General features: G+C 72.6%; 24 protein-coding genes and 5 pseudogenes. 19 read left to right on the forward strand and 10 right to left on the reverse strand.

Going from position 1 to position 25,873, the window contains the following annotated elements; translation table 11 throughout:
• Position 1: 1 nt before the first annotated feature.
• The 13 genes and pseudogenes from OG335_RS37955 (at position 2) to OG335_RS38015 (ending at position 11,804) form a co-directional block, all read left to right on the forward strand.
• Positions 2-922 carry an ABC transporter ATP-binding protein gene (locus OG335_RS37955; protein WP_405009310.1) on the forward strand — a complete coding sequence of 307 codons (921 nt, stop codon included), beginning with the start codon at positions 2-4 and terminating at the stop codon, positions 920-922.
• Positions 856-1,692 (forward strand): annotated as a pseudogene (locus OG335_RS37960) (MlaE family ABC transporter permease); the annotation flags it as partial. The gene OG335_RS37955 and the pseudogene OG335_RS37960, both read left to right, overlap by 67 nt.
• Positions 1,693-1,818: 126 nt before the next feature.
• Entirely contained in the window at positions 1,819-2,583 is a 765-nt protein-coding gene (locus OG335_RS37965; protein ID WP_405015290.1) for an ABC transporter permease, read from the forward strand.
• Positions 2,580-3,845, forward strand: a complete 1,266-nt coding sequence (locus tag OG335_RS37970) for an MCE family protein (protein ID WP_405009309.1) — start codon at positions 2,580-2,582, stop codon at positions 3,843-3,845. The genes OG335_RS37965 and OG335_RS37970 overlap by 4 nt, the downstream gene beginning before the upstream one ends.
• Positions 3,842-4,873, forward strand: coding sequence for an MCE family protein (locus OG335_RS37975; protein WP_405009308.1), 1,032 nt, complete (start codon positions 3,842-3,844; stop codon positions 4,871-4,873). Before OG335_RS37970 ends, OG335_RS37975 begins: the two co-directional genes overlap by 4 nt.
• A complete protein-coding gene (locus tag OG335_RS37980; RefSeq protein WP_405009307.1) occupies positions 4,870-5,955 on the forward strand; it encodes an MCE family protein in 1,086 nt (361 codons plus the stop codon). The genes OG335_RS37975 and OG335_RS37980 overlap by 4 nt, the downstream gene beginning before the upstream one ends.
• Entirely contained in the window at positions 5,955-7,022 is a 1,068-nt protein-coding gene (locus OG335_RS37985) for an MCE family protein (protein ID WP_405009306.1), read from the forward strand. The genes OG335_RS37980 and OG335_RS37985 overlap by 1 nt, the downstream gene beginning before the upstream one ends.
• On the forward strand, positions 7,019-8,254 hold the full coding sequence (locus OG335_RS37990) for an MCE family protein (protein WP_405009305.1): 1,236 nt from the start codon (positions 7,019-7,021) through the stop codon (positions 8,252-8,254). The genes OG335_RS37985 and OG335_RS37990 overlap by 4 nt, the downstream gene beginning before the upstream one ends.
• A complete protein-coding gene (locus tag OG335_RS37995) occupies positions 8,254-9,414 on the forward strand; it encodes an MlaD family protein (protein ID WP_405009304.1) in 1,161 nt (386 codons plus the stop codon). The genes OG335_RS37990 and OG335_RS37995 overlap by 1 nt, the downstream gene beginning before the upstream one ends.
• The gene (locus tag OG335_RS38000; protein WP_405009303.1) at positions 9,411-9,908 is read left to right on the forward strand and encodes a hypothetical protein; all 498 of its coding nucleotides are present in this window, start codon (positions 9,411-9,413) and stop codon (positions 9,906-9,908) included. The genes OG335_RS37995 and OG335_RS38000 overlap by 4 nt, the downstream gene beginning before the upstream one ends.
• Positions 9,905-10,408: a hypothetical protein gene (locus OG335_RS38005; protein ID WP_405009302.1), complete on the forward strand. Its 504-nt coding sequence runs from the start codon at positions 9,905-9,907 to the stop codon at positions 10,406-10,408. Before OG335_RS38000 ends, OG335_RS38005 begins: the two co-directional genes overlap by 4 nt.
• A 21-nt stretch (positions 10,409-10,429) precedes the next feature.
• Complete coding sequence (locus OG335_RS38010; protein WP_405009301.1) at positions 10,430-11,041, forward strand: hypothetical protein; 612 nt, start codon at positions 10,430-10,432, stop codon at positions 11,039-11,041.
• Positions 11,042-11,066: 25 nt separating this feature from the next.
• Positions 11,067-11,804: a hypothetical protein gene (locus OG335_RS38015; RefSeq protein WP_405009300.1), complete on the forward strand. Its 738-nt coding sequence runs from the start codon at positions 11,067-11,069 to the stop codon at positions 11,802-11,804.
• 109 nt (positions 11,805-11,913) lie between these two features.
• Here the strand turns inward: OG335_RS38015 and OG335_RS38020 are convergent, their stop codons facing one another.
• Positions 11,914-12,402: a glutathione peroxidase gene (locus tag OG335_RS38020; RefSeq protein WP_405009299.1), complete on the reverse strand. Its 489-nt coding sequence runs from the start codon at positions 12,400-12,402 to the stop codon at positions 11,914-11,916.
• Between the two features lie 211 nt (positions 12,403-12,613).
• On the opposite strand from OG335_RS38020, the gene OG335_RS38025 reads away from it, so the two are divergent.
• Positions 12,614-13,336: a flavodoxin family protein gene (locus tag OG335_RS38025; protein WP_405009298.1), complete on the forward strand. Its 723-nt coding sequence runs from the start codon at positions 12,614-12,616 to the stop codon at positions 13,334-13,336.
• Between the two features lie 45 nt (positions 13,337-13,381).
• Positions 13,382-13,558: pseudogene (locus OG335_RS38030) on the forward strand (pirin family protein); the annotation flags it as partial.
• Positions 13,559-13,809: 251 nt separating this feature from the next.
• On the opposite strand, the gene OG335_RS38035 reads toward OG335_RS38030, so the two are convergent.
• The 8 genes and pseudogenes from OG335_RS38035 to OG335_RS38070 all read right to left on the reverse strand — a co-directional run.
• Positions 13,810-14,526 (reverse strand): ISAs1 family transposase, encoded by a 717-nt coding sequence (locus OG335_RS38035; protein ID WP_405009297.1) that lies wholly within the window; start codon positions 14,524-14,526, stop codon positions 13,810-13,812.
• Between the two features lie 154 nt (positions 14,527-14,680).
• Positions 14,681-14,953 (reverse strand): annotated as a pseudogene (locus tag OG335_RS38040) (transposase family protein); the annotation flags it as partial.
• 322 nt (positions 14,954-15,275) lie between these two features.
• Entirely contained in the window at positions 15,276-16,097 is an 822-nt protein-coding gene (locus OG335_RS38045; RefSeq protein ID WP_405009296.1) for a CHAP domain-containing protein, read from the reverse strand.
• A 64-nt stretch (positions 16,098-16,161) separates the two neighbouring features.
• Complete coding sequence (locus OG335_RS38050; RefSeq protein ID WP_405009295.1) at positions 16,162-17,049, reverse strand: peptidoglycan-binding protein; 888 nt, start codon at positions 17,047-17,049, stop codon at positions 16,162-16,164.
• Positions 17,050-17,402: 353 nt separating this feature from the next.
• Complete coding sequence (locus OG335_RS38055) at positions 17,403-17,591, reverse strand: hypothetical protein (RefSeq protein WP_405009294.1); 189 nt, start codon at positions 17,589-17,591, stop codon at positions 17,403-17,405.
• A gap of 46 nt (positions 17,592-17,637) precedes the next feature.
• Positions 17,638-17,826, reverse strand: coding sequence for a hypothetical protein (locus OG335_RS38060; RefSeq protein WP_405009293.1), 189 nt, complete (start codon positions 17,824-17,826; stop codon positions 17,638-17,640).
• A gap of 141 nt (positions 17,827-17,967) precedes the next feature.
• Complete coding sequence (locus OG335_RS38065; RefSeq protein WP_405015636.1) at positions 17,968-18,189, reverse strand: hypothetical protein; 222 nt, start codon at positions 18,187-18,189, stop codon at positions 17,968-17,970.
• Positions 18,190-18,373: 184 nt separating this feature from the next.
• Positions 18,374-18,680 (reverse strand): annotated as a pseudogene (locus tag OG335_RS38070) (transposase); the annotation flags it as partial.
• 438 nt (positions 18,681-19,118) lie between these two features.
• Between OG335_RS38070 and OG335_RS38075 the strand changes: the two are divergent.
• From OG335_RS38075 to OG335_RS38090, 4 genes and pseudogenes are all read left to right on the forward strand, one after another.
• Positions 19,119-19,331, forward strand: a pseudogene (locus OG335_RS38075) (flavodoxin family protein); the annotation flags it as partial.
• A 255-nt stretch (positions 19,332-19,586) separates the two neighbouring features.
• Complete coding sequence (locus OG335_RS38080; RefSeq protein ID WP_405009292.1) at positions 19,587-20,465, forward strand: CPBP family intramembrane glutamic endopeptidase; 879 nt, start codon at positions 19,587-19,589, stop codon at positions 20,463-20,465.
• Between the two features lie 28 nt (positions 20,466-20,493).
• On the forward strand, positions 20,494-21,711 hold the full coding sequence (locus OG335_RS38085) for a histidine kinase (protein WP_405009291.1): 1,218 nt from the start codon (positions 20,494-20,496) through the stop codon (positions 21,709-21,711).
• A gap of 5 nt (positions 21,712-21,716) precedes the next feature.
• Positions 21,717-22,409: a response regulator gene (locus tag OG335_RS38090; RefSeq protein ID WP_405009290.1), complete on the forward strand. Its 693-nt coding sequence runs from the start codon at positions 21,717-21,719 to the stop codon at positions 22,407-22,409.
• A 517-nt stretch (positions 22,410-22,926) separates the two neighbouring features.
• Here OG335_RS38090 and lanKC read toward each other — a convergent pair.
• The gene (gene lanKC / locus OG335_RS38095; protein ID WP_405009289.1) at positions 22,927-25,524 is read right to left on the reverse strand and encodes a class III lanthionine synthetase LanKC; all 2,598 of its coding nucleotides are present in this window, start codon (positions 25,522-25,524) and stop codon (positions 22,927-22,929) included.
• Positions 25,525-25,873: the final 349 nt, after the last annotated feature.

A 25,873-nucleotide genomic window follows, 5' to 3' on the forward strand; every position in this document is an offset into this window, starting at 1 on the left:
CATGGGAATCGAAGTCACCGTCGAAGGACTGACCAAATCCTTCGACGGCCAGAACGTCTGGCAGGACGTCACCCTCACCCTGCCGCCCGGCGAGGTGACCGTGATGCTCGGCCCGTCGGGCACCGGCAAGACGGTCTTCCTGAAGTCGGTCATCGGCCTGCTGAAGCCCGAGCAGGGCCGGGTGATGGTGGACGGCGTCGACATGGTCAACGGCCGTGAGCGGGACGTCTACCGGGCCCGCAGGCTGTTCGGCCTGATGTTCCAGGACGGCGCCCTCTTCGGCTCCCTCAACCTCTACGACAACATCGCCTTCCCGCTGCGCGAGCACACCCGGAAGAAGGAGTCCGAGATCCGCCGCATCGTCATGGAGCGGATGGACATGGTCGGGCTCGTCGGCTCCGAGGCCAAACTGCCCGGCGAGATCTCCGGCGGCATGCGCAAACGCGCCGGCCTCGCCAGGGCGTTGGTGCTCGACCCGCAGATCGTGCTGTGCGACGAACCGGACTCCGGCCTCGACCCGGTGCGCACCTCCTACCTCTCGCAGCTGCTCATCGACCTCAACGCGCAGATCGACGCCACCATGCTCATCGTCACCCACAACCTCGACATCGCCGCGACCGTGCCCGACAACATCGGCATGCTGTTCCGCCGCAGGCTCGTCGCGTTCGGGCCGCGGGAGGCGCTGCTGAGCAGCGACGAGCCGGTGGTGCGGCAGTTCCTCAGCGGCGACCGCGCCGGGCCGATCGGCATGGCGGAGGAGAAGGACGAGGCCACGCTCGCCCTGGAGGCCGGGCTGATCCCGGCCCGGCCCTCCGGTCCGCTGCCCGCGCAGCTCCAGCCCTCGCCGGGGCTGCCCGCCCGCCGCGCGGCCGAGCGCCGCCGGGCCCGCCTGCTGGGACGCGTCCAGGGAGAACCGGTATGAGGAACCCCGCCGTTGCCGCACTGGCCGCCACCGGTGACCTCTTCGCGCTCGCCGCGACCACCGTCCGCGACACGTTCCGCCGCCCGTTCCAGATGCGCGAGCTGATCGAGCAGTTCTGGTTCATCGCCAGTGTCACGATCCTGCCCGCCGCGCTCGTGTCGATCCCGTTCGGTGCCGTCATCGCGCTCCAGGTCGGCTCGCTCGCCCAGCAGTTGGGCGCCCAGTCGTTCACCGGCGGGGCCAGCGTGCTGGCCGTCATCCAGCAGGCCAGCCCGCTGATCGTGGCGCTGCTCATCGCCGGCGCCGCCGGCTCGGCGATCTGCGCCGACCTCGGCTCGCGCAAGATCCGCGAGGAGCTCGACGCGCTGGAGGTCATGGGCGTCTCGCCGGTCCAGCGGCTCGTCGTGCCGCGGGTGCTCGCCACCATGCTGGTCGCCGTCCTGCTCAACGGCCTCGTCTCGGTGGTCGGCACGCTCGGCGGCTACTTCTTCAACGTCATCCTGCAGCACGGCACCCCGGGCGCCTACCTGTCGAGCTTCTCGGCGCTGGCGCAGCTCCCCGACCTCTACATCAGCGAGTTGAAGGCACTGATCTTCGGATTCATCGCCGGCGTGGTCGCCGCCCACCGCGGCCTGAACCCGCGCGGCGGCCCCAAGGGCGTGGGCGACGCGGTCAACCAGTCCGTCGTCGTCACGTTCCTGCTGCTCTTCGCCGTCAACGTCGTCCTCACCGCGGTGTACCTGCGGATCGTCCCGCAGAAGGGAGCCTGAGCCGTGTCCCTGCTCGACGAACCGTCCGCCCCGCAGCAGCCCGTACCGCCGCCCGACCCGTCCGCGGGCCGGCGGGCCGCCCGGCCGAGCCGTGCCTTCGCCTGGCTCGACGGGGCCGGCGACCACCTGCTCTTCCACGTCGCCGCCGTGCTCTGGGTGCCCCGCGCCCTGCGCCGCTACCTCCGCGAGGTGCAACGCCTGCTCGCCGAGGTGGTCTTCGGCAGCGGCGGCCTCGGCATCATCGGCGGCACCGTCGGCGTGATGGTCGGCATGACGGTCGCCACCGGCACCGTGGTCGGCCTGCAGGGCTACGCCGCGATGAACCAGCTCGGCGCCGCCGCGTTCACCGGCTTCGTCTCCGCGTACTTCAACACCCGTGAGATCGCGCCCCTCGTCGCCGGTCTCGCCCTCTCCGCCACCGTCGGGGCGGGCTTCACCGCGCAACTCGGCGCGATGCGCATCAACGAGGAGATCGACGCCCTCGAAGGCATGGGCATCCGCAGCCTTCCCTACCTCGTCACGACCCGCATCATCGCCGGCGTGGCCGCCATCGTGCCGCTCTACGGGGTCGGGCTGCTCAGCTCGTACGCCGCCTCACGGGCCGTCACCGTCTTCGCCAACGGGCAGGCACCGGGCACGTACGACCACTACTTCAACCTCTTCCTCTCGCCCGCGGACGTGCTGCTCTCCGGGTTCAAGGTGCTCGTCTTCAGCGTCATCGTGATCCTCGCGCACTGCTACTACGGCTACCACGCCAAGGGCGGCCCCGCGGGGGTCGGGATCGCGGTCGGCCGGTCCGTCCGCAACGCCATCGTCATCATCAGCGTCACCGACTTCTTCCTCTCCCTCGCCATCTGGGGCACCACCACGACGGTGCGGGTGGCAGGATGAACGCCGTCCCCCGCACCGCCCGGCGCCGCACCGCGGGTGTGGTCTTCCTCCTGGTGCCCGCGCTGCTCGCCGGCGTGTCGGTCGCCGTCTACGACAAGGCCTTCACCGACTCCGCGGACGTCGTCGTGGAGACCGGCAGCGCCGGCCACGAGATGCACGTCAACGCGGACGTCAAACTGCGGGGCGTCGTCGTCGGCCGGGTCCGGTCGATCGCCGCGGACGGCGAGGGCGCCCGCCTCACCCTCGCCCTCGACCCCGCGCAGCTGCCCCGCATCCCGGCCGGCGTCTCCGCCCAGCTGCTGCCCACCACGCTCTTCGGCGAACGCTTCGTCGCCCTCGTGCCCGCCGCCGACCGGCCGGGCGGTGCCACGCTCCGCGCCGGCACCGTCATCCCGCAGGACCGCTCCGCCGACGCCATCGAGCTGCAGCAGGTCCTCGACCACCTGCTGCCGCTGCTCACCGCCGTCCAGCCGGAGAAGCTCGCCACCACCCTCGACGCCGTCGCCACCGCCCTGCGCGGCCGCGGCGACCAGCTCGGGTCCACCCTCACCCGCCTCGACGCGTACCTCGGCGAGTTCAACCCGCAACTCCCGGCGCTCACCGACGACATCCGCAAACTCGCCGTCGTCGGCGACACCTACCGCGACGCCGCCCCCGAAATCCTGCAGGCCCTCACGGACCTCGCCACCACCAGCACCACCCTCGCCGACCGGCGACAGAGCCTCAGCACCCTGTACGCCACCTCCACCACCGCCGCCGACCGGCTCACCGACTTCCTGCGCCGCAACGAGTCGACCCTCATCCGGCTCTCCGCCGACAGCCGCGGCACCCTCGGACTCCTCGCCGAGTACGCGCCGTCCTTCCCGTGCACGCTGCGCACCCTCGCCGACTTCGTGCCCGTGATGGACAAGGCCCTCGGCAAGGGCACCGGCCGGCCCGGCCTGCGCGTCGACGTCACCACCGTGCCGTCCAAGGGCCGTTACCTGCCCGGCCGCGACACCCCCGTCTACCGGGCGGGCGGCGGTCCCCGCTGCTACACCGTGCCCTACACCGGCCAGGGCGCCCTGCCCGCCGCCTCCCGTCCCGGCGACGGCTTCCCGATGCCCGCCGACCCCGGACTCGGCCTGCCCAACTCCCCCCAGGAGAACGCGCTTGTCAACGAACTCCTGGCCGCCGGCCGGGGCACCGCGACCACCCTGCCGGACTGGAGCTCCCTGCTCGCCGGACCCGTCCTCCGCGGGGCGGAGGTGACCCTGAAATGAGGCGCCGATCGCTCGCCGCACCGCTCACCAAGTCCCTGGTGTTCGTGCTCGCCACCACCCTCGCCACCGGGGCCCTCGCCCTGGGCATCGCCGACACCGGCGTCGGCGACACCACCGGCTACCAGGCCCGCTTCACGGACGTCACCGGCCTCGCCCCGGGCGACAGCGTCCGCATCGCCGGAGTCCGCGTCGGCCGGGTCGACGCGGTCGAGGTCGTCGACCGGCGGGTCGCCCGGGTGCGGTTCTCCGTCCGCCGCGACCGGCAGCTGCCCGGCTCGGTGACCGCCACCGTCAAGTACGTCGACCTGGTCGGCCGCCGCTACCTCGACCTGCGGCAGGGCCCGGGCACGGTCGGCGAACAGCTCCCGCCCGGCGGCACGATCCCGCTGGAGCGCACCACCCCCGCCCTCGACCTCACCCGGCTCTTCAACGGCTTCCAGCCGCTCTTCCAGGGCCTCGCACCGGAGGAGGTCAACCGGCTCGCCGAGGAGATCGTCCACGTGCTCCAGGGCGAGGGCGGCACCGTCGACAGCCTCATGCGCAGCATCGCCTCCCTCACCACCACCGTGGCCGGCAAGGACGAGGTGATCGGACGGATCGTCACCAACCTCACCACCGTCACCGCCACCGTCAACACCCACGAGGAGGGCTTCACCGAGCTCGTCGCCACCCTCCAGCAGCTCGTCTCCGGCTTCGCGCAGGACCGCCGCCCGATCGGCCAGGCCGTCGACTCCCTCGCCGACCTCACCACCAGCACCGCCGGACTCCTGGAGGACGGCCGCGCACCCCTCAAGGACTCCATCGGCCAGCTCGGCCGCCTCTCCGCCGGCCTCGCCGACAACAGCGGCCCGCTGGAGGAGTTCCTGCAGCGCAGCCCGGAGAAGCTCGCCACCCTCGGCCGGCTCGCCTCCTACGGCTCCTGGTTCAACCTCTACCTCTGCCAGGCCACCGTCACCGGCGTCACCACCACCGACGGCAGCCCCGCACCCACCGGCATCCCCGTCACCGAAGCGAGGTGCCGCGCATGAGCCGCCCCCGCATCCCGCTCCGGCGCCCCCGCCGCCCGGCCGCCCCCGGCGCCGACCGCGGCCCGCTGCTGCGGCCCGTGCGCGACCGCAACCCCGTCGTCGTCGGCGCCGTCGGCCTCGTGCTGCTCCTCCTCCTGGTCGTCGTCGCGTACCGGTCCGACGACCTGCCCTTCACCGGCGGATCCACCGGCTACAGCGCGCACTTCACCGAGGCCGCCGGACTGCGGACCGGCGACGAGGTGCGGGTCGCCGGGGCCAAGGTCGGCAAGGTCACCGCCGTCGCCCTCGACGGCGACCGCGTCCGGGTCGGCTTCCGCGTCCATGACACGTGGGTGGGCGACGCCAGCACCGTCTCCATCGGCATCCGCACCTTCCTCGGCGAGAAGTACCTCGCGCTCGTCCCGCTCGGCGCCGCCCGCCAGGACCCCTCCCGCACCATCCCGACCGCCCGCACCACCTCCCCGTACGACGTCACGCAGGCCCTCGAAGGGCTCGGGAAGACCGTCGGCGCCATCGACACGGAGAAACTGGCGGAGAGCTTCCGCACCGTCTCCGAGACCTTCGCCGACACCCCCGGATCCGTCCGCGGCGCCGCCGAGGGCCTCTCCGCCCTCTCCCGCACCATCGCGAGCCGCGACGCCGAACTCGCCCGCCTCCTGGAGGGCAGCCGCAAGCTGACCCGCACCCTCAGCGACCAGAACGGCCGCATCCAGTCCCTCGTCGACGACGGCGACCTGCTGCTCGGCGAGGTCGAACGCCGCCGCGACGCCGTCCACCGCCTCCTCACCGGCACCCGCGACCTCTCCACCCAGCTCAGCGGCCTCGTCGCCGACAACCAGCGGCAGCTCGCCCCCACCCTCGACGCCCTCGACCGCGTCACCACCGTGCTGCGCGCCAACCAGGACGGCCTCGACCGCACCCTCGCCCTGCTCGGCCCCTACTACCGGCTGATGGGCAACACCCTCGGCAACGGCCGCTGGTTCGACAGCTACCTGTGCGGCGTCGTGCCGAAGGAGTACCTGCCCGAGGGCACCACACCCACCGACGGCTGCATGCCGTCCGGAGCCCGAGGCGGTCAGTGATGAAGAGGACCACCCGCGCCGTGATCGCCGGATCCGCGGCGCTCGCCGCCCTGGCCGCAGGCCTCGTCGCCGTCCCCGCCCTCGACGACGACGGCCTGCGGATCACCGCCTGGTTCGACCGCGCCGTCGGCGTGCACCCCGGCTCCGACCTGCGCATCCTCGGCGTGCGGGTCGGCCGGGTCGGCGACGTGCACCCCGAGGGCCGACAGGTGCGGGTCACCCTCCGGCTCGACCCCGGCATCGCCGTGCCCGCCGGGGCGTCCGCCGTGGTCGTCGCCCCCAGCGTCGTCGCCGACCGCTACGTGCAGCTCACCCCCGCCTACAGCGGCGGCGAACGCCTCGCCGACCGGGCCGTCATCCCGGCCGACCGCACCGCCGTGCCCGTCGAGATCGACCAGCTCTACCAGTCGCTCGGCGACCTCGGGGCGGCCCTCGGCCCCGACGGCGCCAACGCCGACGGCGCACTGTCCGCCCTCCTCGACACCGGCGCCCGCAACCTCGACGGCAACGGCCGCGCCATCGGCGACAGCATCCGCCGTCTCGGCGAGGCCGCCGGCACCCTCGACAGCCACAGCGGCGACCTCTTCGCCACCCTCGACCAGCTGCAGAGCTTCACCACCATGCTCAAGGACAACGACACGAAGGTGCGCGACGCCACCGGCAAACTCGCCACCGTCACCGACTTCCTCGCCCAGGACAAGGACGCCCTCGGCGAGGCCCTCGCCCAACTCGCCACCGCCCTCCAACAGGTGAAGACCTTCGTCGAGGACAACCGGGGCCGCCTCAAGAACGCCGTCGACCAACTCGCCCCGCTCACCCGGACCCTGGTGGACCAGCGCGCCTCCCTCGCCGAACTCCTCGACACCGCACCGCTGGCCGCCGGCAACATCCTGAGCGCCTACGACCCCGCCCACGGCACCCTCGACGGCCGCGCCAACCTCACCGAACTCACCGACGCCGCCGCGGCGCAGGCACTCCCGCTGCCCCTGCCCGCCACCGGCAGTGCCAACGGCAGCGCCAACGGTCGCGCCACCGGCAGCGGCACCGGGAAGGGGACCGGCCGATGAACCGCCGCACCGCCACCGCCGCCGCCACCCTCCTCGGCGTCCTCCTCGCCTCCGGCTGCACGGCCGGCGTCCACAGCCTCCAGGACGTCCCCCTGCCCGGCGGCGCCGACCTCGGCAGCCACCCGTACGAGATCACCGCACGGTTCCAGGACGTCCTCAGCCTCGTCCCGCAGGCCTCCGTCAAGGTCAACGACGTCGCCGTCGGACGCGTCACCCGCATCACCCTCGCCGAGGACGACTGGACGGCCGTCGTCACCATGCAGGTCAACGGCGACGTCCGGCTGCCCGGTAACAGCTACGCCCACCTCGAACAGGCCGGCCTGCTCGGCGAGAAGTACGTGCAACTCTCACCCCCGCCCGCCGGACGGGCCGCCACCGGCACCCTCGCCGGGGGAGCGGTCATCCCCGTCGAGCACACCGACCGCAACGTCGAGGTCGAGGAGGTGTTCGGAGCCCTCTCGATGCTGCTCAACGGCGGCGGCATCGACCAGCTCCGCACCATCACCACCGAACTCGACCGCGCGCTCACCGGCAACGAGACCGAGGTGCGCTCCGTCCTCACCCGGCTCGACACCCTCGTCGGCGAACTCGACGCCCACCGGCAGGACATCACCGCCGCCCTCGACGCCGTCGACCGGCTCTCCGCCACCCTCGCCACCCGCGACCGGCAGATCGGCACCGTGCTCACCGACCTCGCACCGGGCCTGCGCGTCCTCTCCGACCAGCGGGACTCGCTCGTCACCATGCTGCGCTCCCTCGACGCACTGTCGACCGTCGCCACCGACACCGTGCACCGCAGCAAGGACGACATGGTCGCCGACCTCCGCGCCATCGCCCCCACCCTGCAACGGCTCGCCGACGCCGGCCAAGCCCTGCCCGACTCCCTGCAGGTGCTCCTCACCTACCCGTTCACCGACGAGGTGCTCAACGGCGTCAAGGGCGACTACCTCAACGTCTACCTCAGCCTCACCGCCACCCCCGGCACCCGGATCATCCCCGAACTCACCTCCGCCGACAGCTCCTTCCCGCCCGACCCGCCCCCGGACGAGCCGGCACCGGAACCCGAACCCGAACCCGACCCGAGCACCGACCCCGGTACCGACCCGGGCACAGACCCCGGCACCGAAACCGCCGACCGGAGCCCCGCCCCCCTGCCCCTGCCCCTGCCCCTGCCCCTGCCCCTGCCCACCACCACGACCACGACGACCACCACGACCACGAGGAGCCGGTGATGCTCACCCCCGCCGTCCGGCTCAAGAACATCGCCTTCCTCCTGCTCTCCGTCCTCGTCCTCGGCTGGATCGCCGTCCACCAGGCCGACCTCGGCCGCCACATCGGACTCCGCGACCACTACACCGTCCACGTCCGGCTCGACCGCACCGGCGGACTGTTCGAGCACGCCGACGTCACCTACCGCGGCGTCTCCGTCGGCCGCGTCGGCGCCCTGCGCCTCACCGCCGACGGCGTCGACGCCGAACTCAGCATCCGCGACTCCGCCCCCCGCATCCCCGACCGGCTGCAGGCCGTCGTCGCCAACCTGTCCGCCGTCGGCGAGCAGTACATCGACCTCCGCCCGACCGCCGACACCGGGCCCTACCTCACCGACGGCTCACAGATCGCCCTCGCCGACACCACCACCCCCGCCCCCGTCACCGACATGCTCGGCAAGGTCGACGGCCTCGTCTCCTCCGTGCCCCTGCAGTCACTGCGCACCGTCGTCGACGAACTCGGCGCCGCCTTCGGCGGACAGGGCGACAACCTCCAGGTACTGCTCGACAGCAGCGGCCGGTTCGTCGAGGCCGCCGACGCCGACCTGCCCGCCACCACCCGCCTCGTCGTGGACGGCCGCACCGTCCTCACCACCCAGGCCCAGGAAGCCGACGCCATCCGCACGTTCGCCACCGGGGCCTCCCAACTCGCCCGCAAGCTCGCCGAGTCCGACTCCGACCTGCGCCAGGTCATCGCCGCCGCCCCGCAGACCGCCCTCCAGGTCACCGCGCTCGTCCACGACATCGACCCCGGCCTCAGCGTCGTCCTCGCCAACCTCCTCACCACCTCCGAACTCGGCGTCACCCGGCAGCACGGCATCGAGGAACTCCTCGTCCGGCTCCCGGCGGTGGCCGCCGCAGGCTCCACCGCCGTCGACGACCGCGGCGCCCACCTCGGCATGGCCGTCACTTTCTTCTCGCCCCTGCCCTGCACCAGCGGCTACCAGGACACCCAGCGCCGCAACGGCCTCGACACCGGCCCAGCACCCGCCTTCAACACCGGCGCCCGCTGCACGGCCCCCGCCGGCTCCGGCACCGGCGTCCGCGGCTCCGCCAACGCCCCCACCGGCGGCGTGCCCACCCCCGTCACCCCCGCCACCCCCCGCCCGGACGGCGGACGATGACCCGCGCCCGCCGCGCCCGGGCCGCCGCCGTGACCACCGCGGCACTCTGCTGCGCCCTCGGAGCGCAGCAGTACGCCCGGGCGCTCTCCGACCCCGTCCGCCAGGAGGCCGCCGCCCGGGCCCGCGCCCTCGCCGACGGCAGCCGTGCCGTCGCCCGCCTGGGCTCCCTCGACCCGGGCACCGGCGCGGCCGCCGTCCCGGCGGCCTGGCTCGACGCCACCGCCGGCGAACTCCACACCCGCCTCACCCACCTGCCCCCGCTCCAGGGCCAGCCCGCGGCGGCCGCCGCCGTCACCGCCGCCGCCGTCACCGACCTCGACGCGCACGCCGGCACCGCCCGCCTCATCGCCGTGCTCAACGTCGACCCCACCAGGCCCGAGCAGAACCCCGGCGGCACCGAACGGCGCCGGGTCGAAGCCACCCTGCTGCGCACCGGCGCGGGCTGGAAGGTCACCGGCCTGACGGCCGTCCCCGTCGGGGAGGGCGGCCGGTGACCGCAGCACCGGCGGGCCGCCGCGCCACGGCCGCCACCGCCGTCCTGGTCGCGGCCCTGCTGCTCACCGGCGCCGGACTGCTCGCCGCCGCCCGCCACGTCGACGGCCGCACCGCGGCGGCCCGCCCGCTCACCGACCGGGCCGCCACCGCGCAGGTCACCGCCGAGGTCGGCCAGGCACTCACCCGGGCGTTCTCGTACTCCACCGACACGCTCGGCAGCACCCCGGCCGCCGACCTCGACGACGGCGCCGCGCAGCAGTACACGGCCCTCGCCGCCCGGCTCCGCGACCTGGCCGCCGACCAGCACCTCACCGTCACCGCCACGGTCACCCGCATCGGCGTCGACCGCCTCACCGCCGACCGAGCCGAGCTGCTCGTCCTGCTCGACCAGCGGACCGCCCGCCCGGGCACCGGAGCCGTCACCACCGCCGCCCAGCTCACCGTCACCGCCCGTCTGCGCGACGGCCGCTGGCGGATCACCGACCTCACCGCCCTGTAACCGCACCACGGGAGAGACCAGATGACGCGACGACGCCCGACCGCCGTCACCGCCGCGCACCGCACCCGGGCCGCCGCCTGCCTCGCCCTGACCGCCGCCGTCCTCGCGGTCTGGTTCGGCTACGGCTGGTACGCCGCCGCGCACGACGACTCCGCCGCGTTCGCCCGCACCCGCGACCGGGTGCTCGCCGCCGGAGAACAGGCCGTGCAGAACATGAACACCCTCGACGCCGCCGACCTCGACCGCGGCCTCGCCCTCTGGGAGTCCTCCACCACCGGCGCCCTGCACGACCAACTCGTCCAGGGCCGCGCCGCGTTCGCCGCCCAGGTGCAGCAGGCGAAGACGGTCACCAGCGCCCAGATCCTCTCCGGCGCCGTCACCGAGCTCGACGACCGGGCCGGCCGCGCCACCGTCATGGTCGCCGTGCGGATCACCGTCCGCACGCCGAAGGCCGCCACCCCCGCGACCTCCACCAAGGACAGCCGCCTGCTGGGCGAGCTCACCCGCACCGGCGACACCTGGAAGCTCAGCGCCCTCGGACAGGCCCCGATGGGCACCACCGCCGACACACCGGCGCCGACGGCCAGTGCCGCCCCCACCGGCCCCTCGGCCTCCGCCACCCCCGGCCACTGAACCGACCAGCGAGAGGACGGCCGACGTGTCCACCACCCGGCACCTGATCAACCGCCACCGCCGCCTCGCCGCGGTCGGCGCCGCCACCGGCCCCGCCACGGTCGCCGGCACCGCGACCGCGACCGCCACCACGGCGCCCGCTCCGCCGACCACGCCCCGGACACCCGCCCGCGGCTCCCGCACGGAGCCCGCGACCGTCCACGACGAGGACGGCCCCGCCACCGCGGCCCGGAGGCGCTCCCGCCCCCGGCCGCGCCTGCGGGCCGCGCTCCTGCTGCCCGCCCTGCTGCTGGGGGCGTTCGCCGCGCTGGCCGCCGTCCGCACCGCCGACCTCGACGCCGGATCGGCCGGGCGCAACCACGCCCTCACCGACCCCGCCCGCACCGGGGAGGTGCGGGCCGCCGTCTCCGAGGCGGTCGGATCGCTCTTCTCGTACAGCTTCGCCGACCCCGCCCGCACCGACCGTGCCGCCGAGGAACTGCTCACCGGCAAGGCCGTCGAACAGCACACCGCGATGCTCGCCGAGGTCAGGGCGCAGGCCGCGGCCCGCAGACTGGTCCTCACCACCACCGTCACCGACAGTGGCGTGGAGCTGCTCACCGGTGGCCGGGCCCGCGTCGTCGTCTTCGCCGACCAGCGCAACACCAGCACCGCCCAGGGCGCCGAGACCGGGGCCACGTACGCGGCGGCGATGTTCGCGGTCGACGCCGTGCGCCGCGACGGCCGCTGGCTGATCGAGGGCATCGACACCTTCGGCCGCTGACGCACACCGCCCCGGCCGTCCTCCCCGCGCGGGGGAGGACGGCCGGGGCGGTGACCGGCGTGCGGGCCGGTGGCCGGACCGGGATCCGGTTCGGTGCTTCAGGCCGGGTTCAGGCCGGCAGCTGGGCCTCGATCGCGGCGATCACCTCGTCGGCCTCCGGCTCCGTCCGCGGGCGGAAGCGGCCCACGACCGTGCCGTCGGGCGACAGCAGGAACTTCTCGAAGTTCCACTGGACGTCGCCGGCCGCACCCTCGGCGTCCGCCGCCTCGGTCAGCTGCGCGTACACGGCGTGACGGTCGTCGCCGTTCACGTCGACCTTCTCGAACAGCGGGAAGGACACGCCGTACGTCGTCGAACAGAAGGTCTGGATCTCCTCGGCGCTGCCGGGCTCCTGGCCCATGAACTGGTTGCAGGGGAAGCCGACCACGGTGAAGCCGCGGTCCGCGTACCGCTGCTGCAGGCGCTCCAGGCCGGCGTACTGCGGGGTCAGGCCGCACTTCGAGGCCACGTTCACCACCAGCACGGCCTTGCCCTTGTGGTCGGCGAGCGAGGAGGGCTCGCCCGCGAGGGTGCGCAGCGGGATGTCGTACAGGCTCAACGGAGGGTTCCCTTCGGGGGACGTCGGGTCACGGCGCCGGAGCGCCGCACCGGACAACGGAAAACGCCCCCGGTCTGTTCCCGCCGGTCCTGTCGGACCCCGCCGGACCCGGCAGGACCCGGGCTGACCCGGCAGGCCGTCGACCCGCCGCCGCCACCCGGACGGCCCACGATGCTCGCCCTGGCCGCACCCGTGTGCTCTGCTGACCGCCATGACCACCCCCGACGCCGCCGCCTCCTACGGCGATCTGCGCGCCCTCTTCCTCAACTGCACCCTCAAGCGTTCGCCCGAGCGCAGCCACACCCAGGGCCTGATCGACATCAGCCGGGGCATCCTGGAGCGGCAGGGTGTCGCCGTCGACGTCGTCCGCACGGTCGACCACGACATCGCCACCGGCGTCTGGCCCGACATGACGGAGCACGGCTGGGAGACCGACGAGTGGCCGGTCCTCTACTCGCAGGTGATGGCCGCCGACATCCTCGTCCTCGCCGGCCCGGTCTGGCTCGGCGACAACTCCTCGGTGATGAAGACGGCGATCGAGCGGCTGTACGCCTGCTCCTCGATCCTCAACTCCGAGGGCCAGTACGCCTACTACGGCCGGGTCGGCGGCTGTCTGATCACGGGCAACGAGGACGGTGCGAAGCACTGCGCGATGAACGTGCTCTACAGCCTTCAGCACCTCGGGTACGTGATCCCGCCGCAGGCGGACGCGGGCTGGGTGGGCGCCGCGGGCCCGGGGCCGTCGTACCTCGACGAGGGGTCGGGCGGGCCGGAGAACGACTTCACCAACCGCAACACCACCTTCATGACCTGGAACCTCCTGCACTTGGCCCGCATGCTGAAGGACGCCGGCGGCATTCCCGCGCACGGCAACCAGCGCTCGGAGTGGGACGCCGGCTGCCGCTTCGACTTCGAGAACCCCGAGCACCGTTGAATCCCGGGCAGCCTGAGCGGAGGTTCGAACCTCTCCTGCCATGCTGAACCGGTTGTTATGTGGTGGAACTTCATCGGCCGATCCGGTGAGGAGACCGTACAGGCACGGGAGGACTGGGAGAAGGGGCGTCGGTTCGGCGAGGTGCACGGCTACGACGGCGCCCGGCTGGCTGCTCCCACGCTGCCCGCCGTGCCGCTGAAGCCACGGGGTCGGGCGCGCTGACCTGCTGGTTTTCCCTTCACACGGGGCTGTTCCGCCTGCACGAAACTACCGCTGAAACCTCCGCTCCGAGGAGCGCGTGAGGAGCCTCGCTGACCTGCCAATCATGTGGGTCGGCACATTGCGCTGCACTGCCGACCTTCTCGTGTGTAGGCATGTACGACAGGGTTTGGCAGGATCAATGCTGACCTTTTGCTGACTGTTCTGATGGTCAATCAGGTATCTGTACAGCAGGGCTGATGCAAAGTCGGATTTCAGCTGTGAATGCGCAGGTCACGGGGGATGCCGAAGAGGTCGAGCGGGGCTGTGTGCGGTGCGAGGGCCAGTCGGCGGCGTGTGTCGGCGATGGAACTTCCGGCCCTGCGTACAAAGTTCATCGCGACTGATCGCAACGTGGCCATGTTCTGGGCTCCGTGGCCGGTGCGGATGCGGGAAGCGTCCTCACCCAGTGTCACGTCCCGCACGTGGTTGACCTTGTTCTCGATGCCCCAGTGCCCTCGTGTGATCTCGCCGGTCCGCTGCGGGCCGGCCTGCCGCGAGGACAGGTCGGTGATCACGTACACGCGCTCCCGGGACCGCTTCCCGCTCGCGCGCAGGGCTCGGTGGCGGGTGACACGCGCGACCTGCCGAAGGTGCGGAAAGTCGAGACCTTCCCAGGTCACGGCCTTGATGATCCGGGTCTCCACGCGACCGTGGGCGCGGACGGTGGAGCGTGAGGCACGCACGCGGTCCCAGGGCACCGCCCGGCACGCTTCCCACAGGTCGGGCTGGTTACGCTTGACCACGAAGACGTAGTGGGCGCCGAACTCCTTGACCAGCACCTTCGCGTGCTCGCGCTGTGTGTGCAGCGCGTCCGCGGTGACCACCGCCCCGGCCAGGTCGAGGGCCGCGAGCAGGGCGGCGAACCCGGTGATCTCGTTCGTCCCGTCCGGCACCCGCTGCTGCGCGACCAGCGTCCCGTCCTGCAGCATCGCCCCCCGGCACGGTCACCACCGCGCCTGCCCCGCGGCGGGAGCCGCGCAGGCGCTTTCCGTCCACGGCCACCGTCACCGCCTTCTCCCGGAAGGCCCGCAGCAGCACCTCCAGCCCGCCGGGCAGCACCGCCGAGACCACCCGCCCGATGGTGGACGCGCTCGGCGGCACCGCGAGCGCGAACGCCCCGCGTGTCTGCAGTCCCAGCCGCACCAGCGTCTCCTGCGGAGCCGCGGCCGCCCACTGCCCCATCGCCCGGAACGAGTCGAACCCGCAGGCCATGGCACACAACGCAACCAGCAGCACCGCGTGCAGCGGATGCCGACGCCCCCGCGCCTTCCCCGGATCCCGCAGCCCGCCCACCAGCTCCGTAAAGCCGTGCGCACCCGACACACCGGCACCGCACTCCAAGCAGGGACAGGACATGGCAGACTGACGCACCGAAGCTCCGTTGCTGGTGGACGACTCGCGAGGTCATCAACCACAACGGAGCTTCACCTGCTTCGGACACCCACACCGACCAGGCAATATGCAAAATCAACTAACTTTGCATCAGCCCTGCAGCTTGACCGGGCTGTTGCCCGCTGATCGGCGGTACGTCGAAGCCCCGTCGGGCGGGTGACCCTTCCTGATCGACCTCGCCCGACGGGGCTTCGACGTGTACCGCTGCCGCGGATGTCGTCACACCGCCGCGACCTGCACACTCACAGGATCACCCCGGGGGCGCCGGTGTCCTGCCGGTGGTTGCTCAGAAGTGGAGCATCCACTGGAAGTCGGCCTGTGCGCTGCTGACGTGGAGGTGGGTGCGGGTGCCGTAGGCGAGGGGGTTGTTCCAGTTGTACTCCTCGACGTCGAAGGAACCGTCGGAGTGGACGGCGTTGACGTACGCGACGTGGCCGACCTTGTGGACGTCGTTGACGGCGATGGCCCCGACGGTGGGGGTGGTGTTGACGGTGACGCCGACGCGGCGGGCGGCGTTGTCCCAGGTGCCGGCGTTGCCCCAGGTGGTGCCGCCCCAGGAGTTGCTGAAGCTCGGGACGCCGAGACGGCTGGCGATGCGGTACGCCGCGAAGGCGGTGCAGTTGTCGGCGGCGAAGCCTCGGGTGCGGTGGTCGAAGTCGTTGGTGGGGCTCTGGTTGCCGCCGCCGCTGCTGCCGAGGAACTGGTGGGAGGCGTTGTTGTTCTTCAGGGTGGCGTTGAGGTTGCCCTTGGCGCCGGGGGCGAAGTCCTGGCTGGCGCCGGCGTAGCCGCTGTTGTAGTAGACGCGGACGGTCTTGCCGGTGCGGTTCCACACGGATGCGGCGTTGTTCTTGATGCAGACGCCCTGGCCGTTGCCGGAGCCCTTGAACTCGTAGCAGGTCGGCTGGGTGGTCCCGTAGTCGCTGATGGAGCCGGTGAAGTCGGAGATCGAGCCGGCCTCGTTGCTGTTGTAGTAGTAGCAGAACTCGCCGGAGTCGCAGTCCCCGTCGCGGGACGCGGCGAAGGCAGGGGCGGAGGTGGCGGCGACGAGCGGAATGGCCATGACCAGGGCGGTGCCGGCGACGGCGAGCGTGGTGCGTATGTTCTTCACGGTTCTCCCTTTCGCGGAGTGTCATCGACGGGGTGCTTCGGTCGTGCGTGGGGGGCGGGCGCGGTCAGTGGGTGCGCCGGTACTCCTCCCAGGTCTGGATGGGGATGCGGGGGCCGTCGTCGGGGGCGTGGTTGGCCAGGCCGTTGAGGCCGAGGTAGTAGTCACCGGTCTGGTTCTGGGCCTGGGTGGCCAGGTCGGTGTCGCTGATCGCCGCGGCGTGGATGTGCCACGGCCAGTCGCCCTGGGTGGGGTTGCGGACCCAGGCGGCGAATCCGACCTGGCGCAGGGCCTTGGCGACGGCGGTGCGGGTGGTGCTGGTCATCCCGTCGACGTTGATGTCCACGACGCCGCCGCCGTCGTGGGTGCCCGCGGAGGTGGGATCGCCGCCGGGGTTGTAGGAGCCCTGGTCCAGGGTCAGGGCGAAGCCCAGGATGCGTTCGGCTTCGGTGAGCATGTTCTGGGTGCGGGTGTCGACGGTGTATCCGTCGCGCCGCAGCTTCGCGCCCGGCCCGATCTGGCGGGTGAGGGTGAACCGGCCCTGCCCGAGCGCGGTGAGGGAGGAGGTGCCGGGCAGTCCGTTGGCGTCCAGGCCGCTGTAGCCGAGGGAGCGCTGAAAGGCGGCGTAGGCGCTGATGGTGGTGGTGCCGAAGTACCCGTCCACCCAGCGGGTGTCCAGGAGGCCGCGGGCCTGCAGGGCCCGCTCGACGGCCAGGACCGAGTCGTGGGCGCCCGGGGTCTGGGTGCTGTCGGCGCGTCGGGGATCGATCTGGGCGGCCAGGACGGTGGCTTCCATGTTCACCACGGGCAGCGCGGCAGCGGCGGCCGACGCCTCGTCAGGGGACGGTGGGGCTGCCGCGTGGGCCTGTGCGGCGCTCAGCACCAGGCCGCTCAGGACGGCGACGGCCGTGAGCAGTCGGGTCGCGGTGTTCCGGGTCTTGATGACGGATGCCATGCGATGGTTCCTTCGGGCTCGATGGAGGAACGGCCCCGGACCCGGCCTCGTCCCGGTGTGGGCACCGGGCGGGTGAGAAGTTCGACGGAGGGCTCGTGACGAGGACAGCGGTCGGCAGCGCGGCTGGTGGGTGCGGCCGTCGCAGACCTGGTTACCGCGGAGAGGGGCGGCGCCGCAGCGGGCGTACTCACTACCGGCCGGCGAAGCCGGGTGGCCGGTACAGGTTCCGGTGACGGCTCGGGGGTCGGTACCGCACTGCTCGATGGACATGACCGGCCTCGGAGAATCCGCCGGACGGTCGGCGACAGCGGTTCCGGGATCCGGCGCCACGGCGGTCGCCGTGGGCCGAAGGGTCAGCAGCGGACGTCGGTCTTGACGGCGACATCGCCGGCGTAGGGGAAGGGGCCGGTCCCGTTCCAGCCCAGGGCCTGGGTGTACTGCGAGAGGCTGCCTGCGCCGAGGGTCCACACCTCCACGGAGGTGTGGCCGCACCGGGAGTCCTGGACGTCGTGTCCGCCGTTGGTGACGATGGTTGCGCACACGTCCCAACTGCTGTGGGAGGAAAGATGGCCACGGCCTGACGGCCGGTCAGGAGCTCGGACATGTGAGTTGTCCGATGCCTTCCGCCGGGATGGCGGCCACCGTCTCGCGGGAGGCGCCCCGACAGCCCTCGGCGAGGTTCTTCGGGTCGGCGGTGGCGTCTTGGTGCGAGACCTCCGGCTTTTCGGCGAAGTCTTCGACACAGGTGGCGAGTTCGAGGATGCTGTCCTCGCCCACCTCCGACCGGGTCGTGTCGGCGTAAGGAGATTAGCTTGACCACTGGATCCGGCAGTTCTACCGCCACGACGAGCCCCACCCTTCAAGTGGACATGCCAAAGTTAGCCTAGTCGACTCGACCGTGCGCCGGTCAAGGACACATCAAGAGGATTGCGCAGCAACGGGATTCGCCACCGTGACGGTCGGACGACCGCTTTCGCCGGCACCGGGCGTGCCGCCCTTCAACGCCGCCGCAAGGGCCTGTGCCGTCGGCGAGTCGCGTGCCTCCGCCGGCGTGTCCAGGATGCCCTTGAAGACCACCCGGCTGCCGGCGCCGCCCGCATCGGGCCCGACCTCGATCCCGCGATCGGCGTGCGTGGCCACCCCGCTCCCGTCCGACCGGCCCGGTCGTCGCAACACGTCGATCGTGGAGGTGTCGGGTGGGGTGCGGGCGGCCTCGGATCAGGCGGCGGCCGGTGAGGTGGCGCGCCGGGGTGCGGAGGGGGGAGTTCTCGGAGGACGTTGAGTCCGTCTCTGGTAGCGGCCGCGCACGGGTTGGTCGAGGAGTCCCTGGCCCGCTCCCGCACCTGGCAGCGCAGGATCTCCTGGATCCGCTGTTCAAGACCGTCCTGCCGCCACAGGGTGAAGTAGTGGAACACTGCCGACCAGGCCGGTAGGTCGTGCGGCAGGAGCCGCCACTGGCAGCCCGTCCGGTTCTGGTACAGCAACGCGTTCACGACCTCACGCAGGTCACAGGAGCCCGGGTCCCCGGTCGCCGACCGCGACAGCCGCTCCCGCTTCCAGGCGGTGACCAGCGGCTCGATCAAGGCCCACTGCCCGTCGGGCAAGTCCGTTGAGTACGGACCCCGTTCCATGCTCCGACCCCATCATGCACGCGACATGCGAGTCAGGTCGAATGCCTCCGCACCCACGAACGGGCGACACCAGATCATCCAGAGACGGACTTGACGTCCTCTCAGGCTGCTTGAAGGGCTTCGTAGTCGTTGGGGCTCAGGTCCTCGCGCCGGGTCGGCAAGCACAGCCGGCGGGCGCGGGCATCGGGAATGCCGTGGGCCGGGTCGAGGTGGTGTAGCCGAGCGCCGAGGCGCTCGCCCTCCGAGCGGGTGCGGAGCGGGCGGTGGTGGCTCGGATGCGAGCGACCTCCAGCGGCTCGGTGCGGTTGCTGGTCCTGACGGCGATACTGCCCAGGCGGCGCCGGTGCGCGCGAGATTTGGGATTTCGCGTACTCCTGGAAGGATCACGAAGGCATGGCGGTCTTCACCGCAAGTCAGCCACGGTGCCAGAGTGTTCCGCCGGTCTGGCCGGGGGACAACTCCTCGGTCATGAAGACGGCGATCGAGCGGCTGTACGCCTGCTCCTCGATCCTCAACTCCGAGGGCCAGTAAGCCTACTACGGCCAGGTCGGCGGCTGTCTGATCACGGGCAACGAGGACGGTGCGAAGCACTGCGCGATGAACGTGCTCTACAGCCTCCAGCACCTCGGGTACGTCGCCTCCGAGCAGAGCAGCTTCATCACCGGTTCGAGCCTGTGCGTCGACGGCGGCCTGAACCGGATCCGGGGCCGGTGGTGGCCGTTGCGGACCACCGGACGGCGGCCCGCCTCAGGACACCGGCTCCCGCCCCGATCTCGCCGCCGCGGGTGGCGCATCCCCCGTGCGAGCTACAGGAGCTGTCCCTGAGAGGGTGATTCGCGGACGTCGGTGGATTCCTAGTGTGGTCGTCAGGTCGCCGCAGGTGCGACCACGACAGGGGAGGCCACCATGGACACGACGTCCGTCACACCGCACGACACAGGCTCCGGCCTGGACGAGGACCGCGAGGGACGGGGCAGCCGGCTCGGCCGGATCGTGCGCTCTCCGCTCGGCTGGATGCTGACGGGGACGGTCGGTGTCGGCCTGCTTTCGGGCCTGACGGCGACCGGACCGGGTCCGGTGCCGGTGCTGGGCGCGGCCGCCGCAGTGGCCGTGTACCGGTTGGTCATGCACCGTGCGGCACACCGCTCCACGCCGGAGATCGCCTGGCGCGGGGCCGGCCGGGCGGCGCTGCTCGGCGGCGGGATCGGCCTGGCCTTCGTCCTCGTCTCCACCATCCTGATCACGGTGTGCGGAGGCTACTCGTTCTCCTGGGCGGGCCACGGCTTCCTGTCGGTCGTCCTGGCCGCGGTCGTGGTGCAGATCGGCGCCTCGGTCACCGAGGAGTTGCTGTTCCGTGCTCTCGCACTGCAGGCCCTGGAACAGTTGTGGGGCAGCCGGGCCGCCATCGTGATCACCTCGCTGTTCTTCGGTGTCGCCCACCTGGGCGCCCCGGGAGCGAACGGGTGGAGCGCAGTGGCTATCGCTCTGGAGGCGGGCCTCCTGCTCGGAGCCGCGTTCCTGTGGCGGCGTAGCATCTGGTTCGTCGTGGGTCTGCACTTCGTCTGGAACACCACGGAGCAACTGCTCGGCATCCCGGTCTCCGGACACGCCCCCGAGGGCCTGTTCACCGTCGGCATCCACGGCCCCGCCATCCTGACCGGGGGCAACTTCGGACTGGAGGCGTCGATCGCGCCCATCCTCATGGCCGTGGCTCTCGCCGTCCCGATGCTCGTCCTCGCCCACCGGAACGGTGGGATCAAGACCCGCCGACGTGCGGGCCACTGAGGCAGACTCACCGGAGGAAACAGAAGTGATGAACCGTCAGACGCCCCGCAGCCTCGCGCTGTTCAGGACGCCGCTCGGCAGGTGGCAGGAGCGGGATGCCCTCCTCAAGGACGGCATCCTCGCTCTGACGCTCACCCTGCTGTCCTTCGTGCCGACCCTCTCCGGCGTCGGCGCACAGATCGGCGATCTGCCCGAGCGGCCGGCGAGCGTGCTGGGCGTCGGGCTGGTCCTGGCCCAGACCCTGCCGCTGGCGGTTCGCCGCAGGTGGCCCGCGGCCTGCCTGGCCGTTGTCGCGGGCGCGTTCGCCGTGCACCAGGCGCTGGGCTTCGCGACGACGTTCGCGAGTGTGGGGCTGTATCTGGCCCTGTACTCCGCCGGAGCCCATCAGGTCCGCTTCCGCCACGGGCTGGCCGCCGTGGCGAGTGCGGGCTATGCCCTGCTGGCCGTCGTCCTGCACCGCCTCGGCTCACCGCAGGAGATACCGGACTACCTCGCGTTCTATCTGATTCTGGCCGCGGTCCGGCTGGCGGGGAGCACGGTGCGCACGCGGCGGACGGAAGAGGCGAAGCGGCGCCGGCTGGCCGCCGAGGCGGCCACGGTCACCGAACGGGCGCGGATCGCCCGCGAGCTGCACGACGTGGTCACCCACCACGTGACGGCCATGGTGGTCCAAGCCGACGCGGCGCAGTTCCTGATCACGTCCGCGCCGGAACGCGTCGGCGAGGGACTGGCGGCCGTCAGCGACACCGGCCGCCGGGCGCTGACGGAACTGCGGTACCTGCTCGGCGTCCTGGAGGCGACCGGCGAGTCGGGGGCCGCGGACCCGGCGCGTGCGGACCGGGCACCCGCCCTGGGGCGGGTCGGGGATCTGGTCGAGCAGGCCCGCAGGTCGGGCCAGCCGGTCGTGTTCAGCGAGCAGGGCGAACGGCGGCCGCAGAGCGTGGACGTGGAGCTGGCCGCGTACCGGGTGGTGCAGGAGACGCTCACCAACGCCATGAAACACGCGGCCGGGGAGCCGACACGGGTCCTGCTCCGGCACGGCGACGAGCACATCGAGATCGAGGTGACCACCGACGGACCGGCCGCCGCACCGGTCGCCCGGAAACCGGGCCCAGCGGGCGGACGCGGGCTGGCCGGGCTGCATGCACGGGTGCGGATGCTCGATGGTGAACTGGAGTCCGGTCCCCTGCCCGAGGGCGGGTTCCGGGTCCGCGCCACGATTTCGTCCAAGTCCCTTCAGGAGTGACCCCCGTGAGTGATGCACCACCACCGATCCGCGTGCTCGTCTGCGACGACCAGGCGCTGGTGCGAACCGGCTACGTCACCATCTTCTCCGCGCAACCGGACATGGAGGTCGTCGGGGAGGCCGAGAACGGCCACGAGGCCGTTCAGGCCGCGCGGCTGCTGCGCCCCGACGTGGTGGTGATGGACATCCGGATGCCTCTGCTCGACGGTGTCCAGGCGACGCGGCAACTGGCGGGTCCGGATGCCGAAGGCACGTCGAAGGTCCTGGTCGTCACCACGTTCAACGTCGACGCCTACGTCTACGACGCGTTGCGAGCCGGAGCGAGCGGCTTCCTCCTCAAGGACGCGCCCGCGGCGGAGCTGGTCAACGGCATCCGGACCGTCGCCCGGGGCGAGGCCCTGCTGGCACCCGCCGTCACCCGCCACCTCATCGGCCACTTCGCCCAGCACCTGCGACCGGCCGGCACCTCCCGGACGGCCGGTCAGGACATCGTGCGCGTGCTGAGCCCCCGCGAGCTGGAAGTGCTCCGGCTGATCGCCGAGGGGCTGTCGAACGCGGAGATCGCTGCGGCGATGTTCATCACGTCCGAGACCGTCAAGACCTACGTGTCGCGGATCCTGGCGAAACTCGGCCTGCGTGACCGCGTCCAGGCGGTCGTCCTCGCCCACCGGGTCGGGCTGGTGCCCGGCGTGTCGTGAACCGGCACGGCCGGGTGCCCTCTCCCCGGCCGAGGCGTTGCCTTCCCGTAGCCGTAGCCGTAGCCGTAGCCGTAGCCGTAGCCGTAGCCGTAGCCGTAGCCGTAGCCGTAGCTGTGGCCGTCCGCGCGACGCGTCCTCCGGCCGTAGCCGTCGGATCGGCGTGCGGGCCTGGCGGTGCGTCACGCACGGCCGCGCCGCCGGCATCCGGTGTCGGATGCCGGCGGCGCGGCGGTTCCCGCCGGTGCTACAGCGTCTCGTAGTAGTAGCTGGCGAAGATGCTGAGGCACGGGTAGGCCGCGTCGGCCTCCGGCTCGGGGTCGGTCGCGAGCTGCTGGAGGGCGAGGATCTCGGTCATGGCACGGTTCCTTCCTGGTCGGGACGGGGCCGTCGGACGGTGCCGGTCAGGACAGGTCGGCGTCGACCCACGAACTGGCGTAGATGCTGAAGCAGGGGTAGGGGTACGCCTCCTCCGCCTGGTCGAATTCGAGTTCGAGCTGCTGGAGGGCGAGGATCTCGGTCATGGACGGTTCCTTTCGTTTTCCTGTGGGTGGGCGGGATCCAGGGTGAACCAGTCGTCACCCGGGCCGTGGAGGGCTCGGTGCAGCGCCAGCAGGATCCCGGCGCTGCCGCTGGCCACATCGGCGCTGAACCGGAGCGAGCCCGTTCCGAGCCAGCGGACGCCGTCACCGTGGGGGACGGCGTACTTGAGGAGTCCGGTCGCGATCCGCACCGCGTTCCGGCGGTCGGCGGCGTCCCGGGTGAAGTCGGCGTGTTCCGCGAGCAGGTAGGCGAGTCCGGCGAAGCCGTCGTGCAGGCCGGCCTGCGCCGCGCAGGCCTTGCGGGCGTCCGCGACGACGCGGGGCAGCGCCGCGGTGCAGCGTTCGTCCGCCGTGGCGGCCGCGTAGCGCAGCAGGACCGTTCCGATGCCGGCGGATCCCGTGGCCAGGTAGGGCATGACCCGCCTGTTCACGCTGTTGTCGGCGAACGAGAGGGAGCCGTCGGGCAGTTCCACCGCGCGGTCCAACTCCTCGTGGAGGAGCCCGAGTCCGGCCGCCAGGTAGTGCTGTTCGCCGGTGGCGCGGGCGAGGTGGTGGAGGAACAGCGCCAGTCCGGAGCGGCCGTGGAACAGGCCGCGGGCGTCGTGGGCGCCGAGGGTCCGCGTCAGGTCGGGGGTGCGCAGGACCGCGTCGCCGGCGGCGGCGGCCCGCTCCAGGTGGTGTGGGTCGCCGGTGTGCCGGTGCAGGGCGAGCCAGGCCAGGCCGACCCCGGCCCGGCCTCCGGCCAGTGTGGTCGTGGCGGCCGTCAGCGGATGGCGGTCGGCGGTGCGCAGCAGGTCGACCGCCTCGTCGAGGTGCCCGGCCCGGGCCAGCACCCGTCCGACCCCGGCCGAGCCGACGGCGAGCCCGGGGGGCAGCGTGTCGGCCGCGGTCAGGGCGTCCCGGCGCAGCCGCTTGTCGACGTGGTCCGGGACGGGCAGGCCGGCCCGGTGCAGGGCGTGCACCACGCCGGCCGTTCCGTACGCCACGCACAGCGTGTTGGTGTGGAACGCCAGGGGCGAGGGCGGGAAGACCCAGTCGGGCCGGTCGGGGTCCGCCAGGTCGAGCAGCCCCCGCGCGGTCCGGTCGGCGAGCCGGGCGAGGCAGCCCAGCGGGTCGGCGTCGACCTCCTCGGGGGCGGGCAGCGCCGGGGGTGCGTTCCCGTCGGGCCGGTGGAAGGCGGTGGCCCGCTGCCACAGGTCCCGGGGCACCGGGGCGGTCGCCGCCAGGTCGCGCCGCAGCAGGGCGAGGTTGGCCGGGGTCAGCTGGGGTGCGTTGTGGAACGGCGCCAGCAGGGTGAGGGCGACGGCCGCCAGGCCGTAGCGGTCGGTGAGGACCGGGTCGGCGGGGTGCTCGGCGGCGAGGCCGGGGGGTGGCGCGAAGCCCGGGGTGCCCATGCGGGCGGGGCGGTCGACCTGCGGGGTCACGGACTCGAAGTCGACGAGCCGGGCGTCGCCGGCGGGGGTGACGATGACGTTTCCGGGGCTGACGTCGCCGAACCGGAGCCCCAGCGCGTGGAGCCGGTCGAGGGCCGTGTCCAGCGCGGCGAGGACGCGGCGGCAGTCGGCGTGGTACCGGTCGAACTCCTGGACGGGCCGGTCGGCCCGGAGGCCGGGGGAGCTGTGGTTGATCCACTTCACCAGCGGGAGGCCCTCGACGTGTTCCATGACGAGGAAGTCGTGCTCCCATGCGGTGAACAGCTCCAGCGGCTCGGGGCAGACGCCCGGGGCGCCCGCGTGCACGGCGGTGAGGATGTCGTACTCCTGGCGCAGCCGCTCCCGTGCGCTGGCGCCGTCCCAGGTGTAGCCGGTGTGCGCGCGTGCCTCCTTGACGAGGACGAGGCGTCCGGTGCGGGTGTCGCGGGCCTGGTACGCGCCGCCGGCGTTGCTCGGCTGCAGCACCCGGACGACCTCGTAGTCGCGGATCCGGATCGCGCCCCGGTGCGGTGCCGGCTCCTCGGCCACGAACGGGTCGGCGACGCCGTCGGGCAGGACGAAGAACGGCTGCCGTACGTCCGGCACTTGGTGTCCGTACCCGTCCGTCAGTAGCGGTTCCGCGGTGCCGTCGGGCCGCAGCCGGCTCCGGCGGGCGAACGCGCCGTAGCGGTAGTGGACGGTCCGGGAGTCACGGTAGCGGCGGTCGGTGAGGACGTAGGCGCCCTCCTCGCCGTGCAGGGCGTCGGCGAGGAGGGCGAGCACCCGTCCGGCGGTCCCGGTGTCCGCCGGGTACACGGTGCAGGACTTGCCCGACTGGGAGCGGGCCGCGTGCTTGTGGTGGAGGGCGAGGAAGAAGAAGCGCGCCGACACGTGCTTGAACGGCACCCCCTCGGCGAAGCACGTGTCCGCCACCGTGTCGAGGACCTCCTGGACCCGCTCCAGCCGGGCCGACACGTGGATCTTCCAGCCCTGTTCGGCCCGGCGGACCCCGGGGCCGTCCCACGCCGTCCAGATGTCCCGGTCGGTTCCGTGCCAGCCGGCCGGCACCCGGGCGGGGGCGAAGCGCCGGCCGGGGTCGGCCATCGTGCCGAGGGGCGCGTAGAACTGCTCGTCGGCGAGGGCGTCGGACAGTGCGTCGAACAAGGTGTCCTCCTCCAGGGGTTGTGCGTCCGGCCGGGAAGCCGGTGGCGGGCAGGGGCGGTGGACCGCTCTCCCCCCCCATCGCCGTGTGCAGCCCGGCAGGGACGCCCGCCGCCCTGCAGCGGCCGGACGTCCCGGTTCCCGCCGGGCGTGCCGCCGTTGCGCGCCGCGACGTTCAGGGATGCCCCCGGGTCCGTCCGCAGTCCCCGGAGCGGCCATCGCTCCGGCGGACAGGACGCTAGGCACCGCGGGTTCCCCAACGGTCGAGCCGCGGTAGAGGAACGGCTCCTCACTTCGGGCCGGGGCGACCGTCGCCCGCTCGTCGGTCCTCGACGGGAAGGGCCGGTACGCC

Origin of the sequence: Kitasatospora sp. NBC_01539 (genome assembly GCF_045040525.1) — a bacterium.
Classification (GTDB): Bacteria; Actinomycetota; Actinomycetes; order Streptomycetales; family Streptomycetaceae; genus Kitasatospora.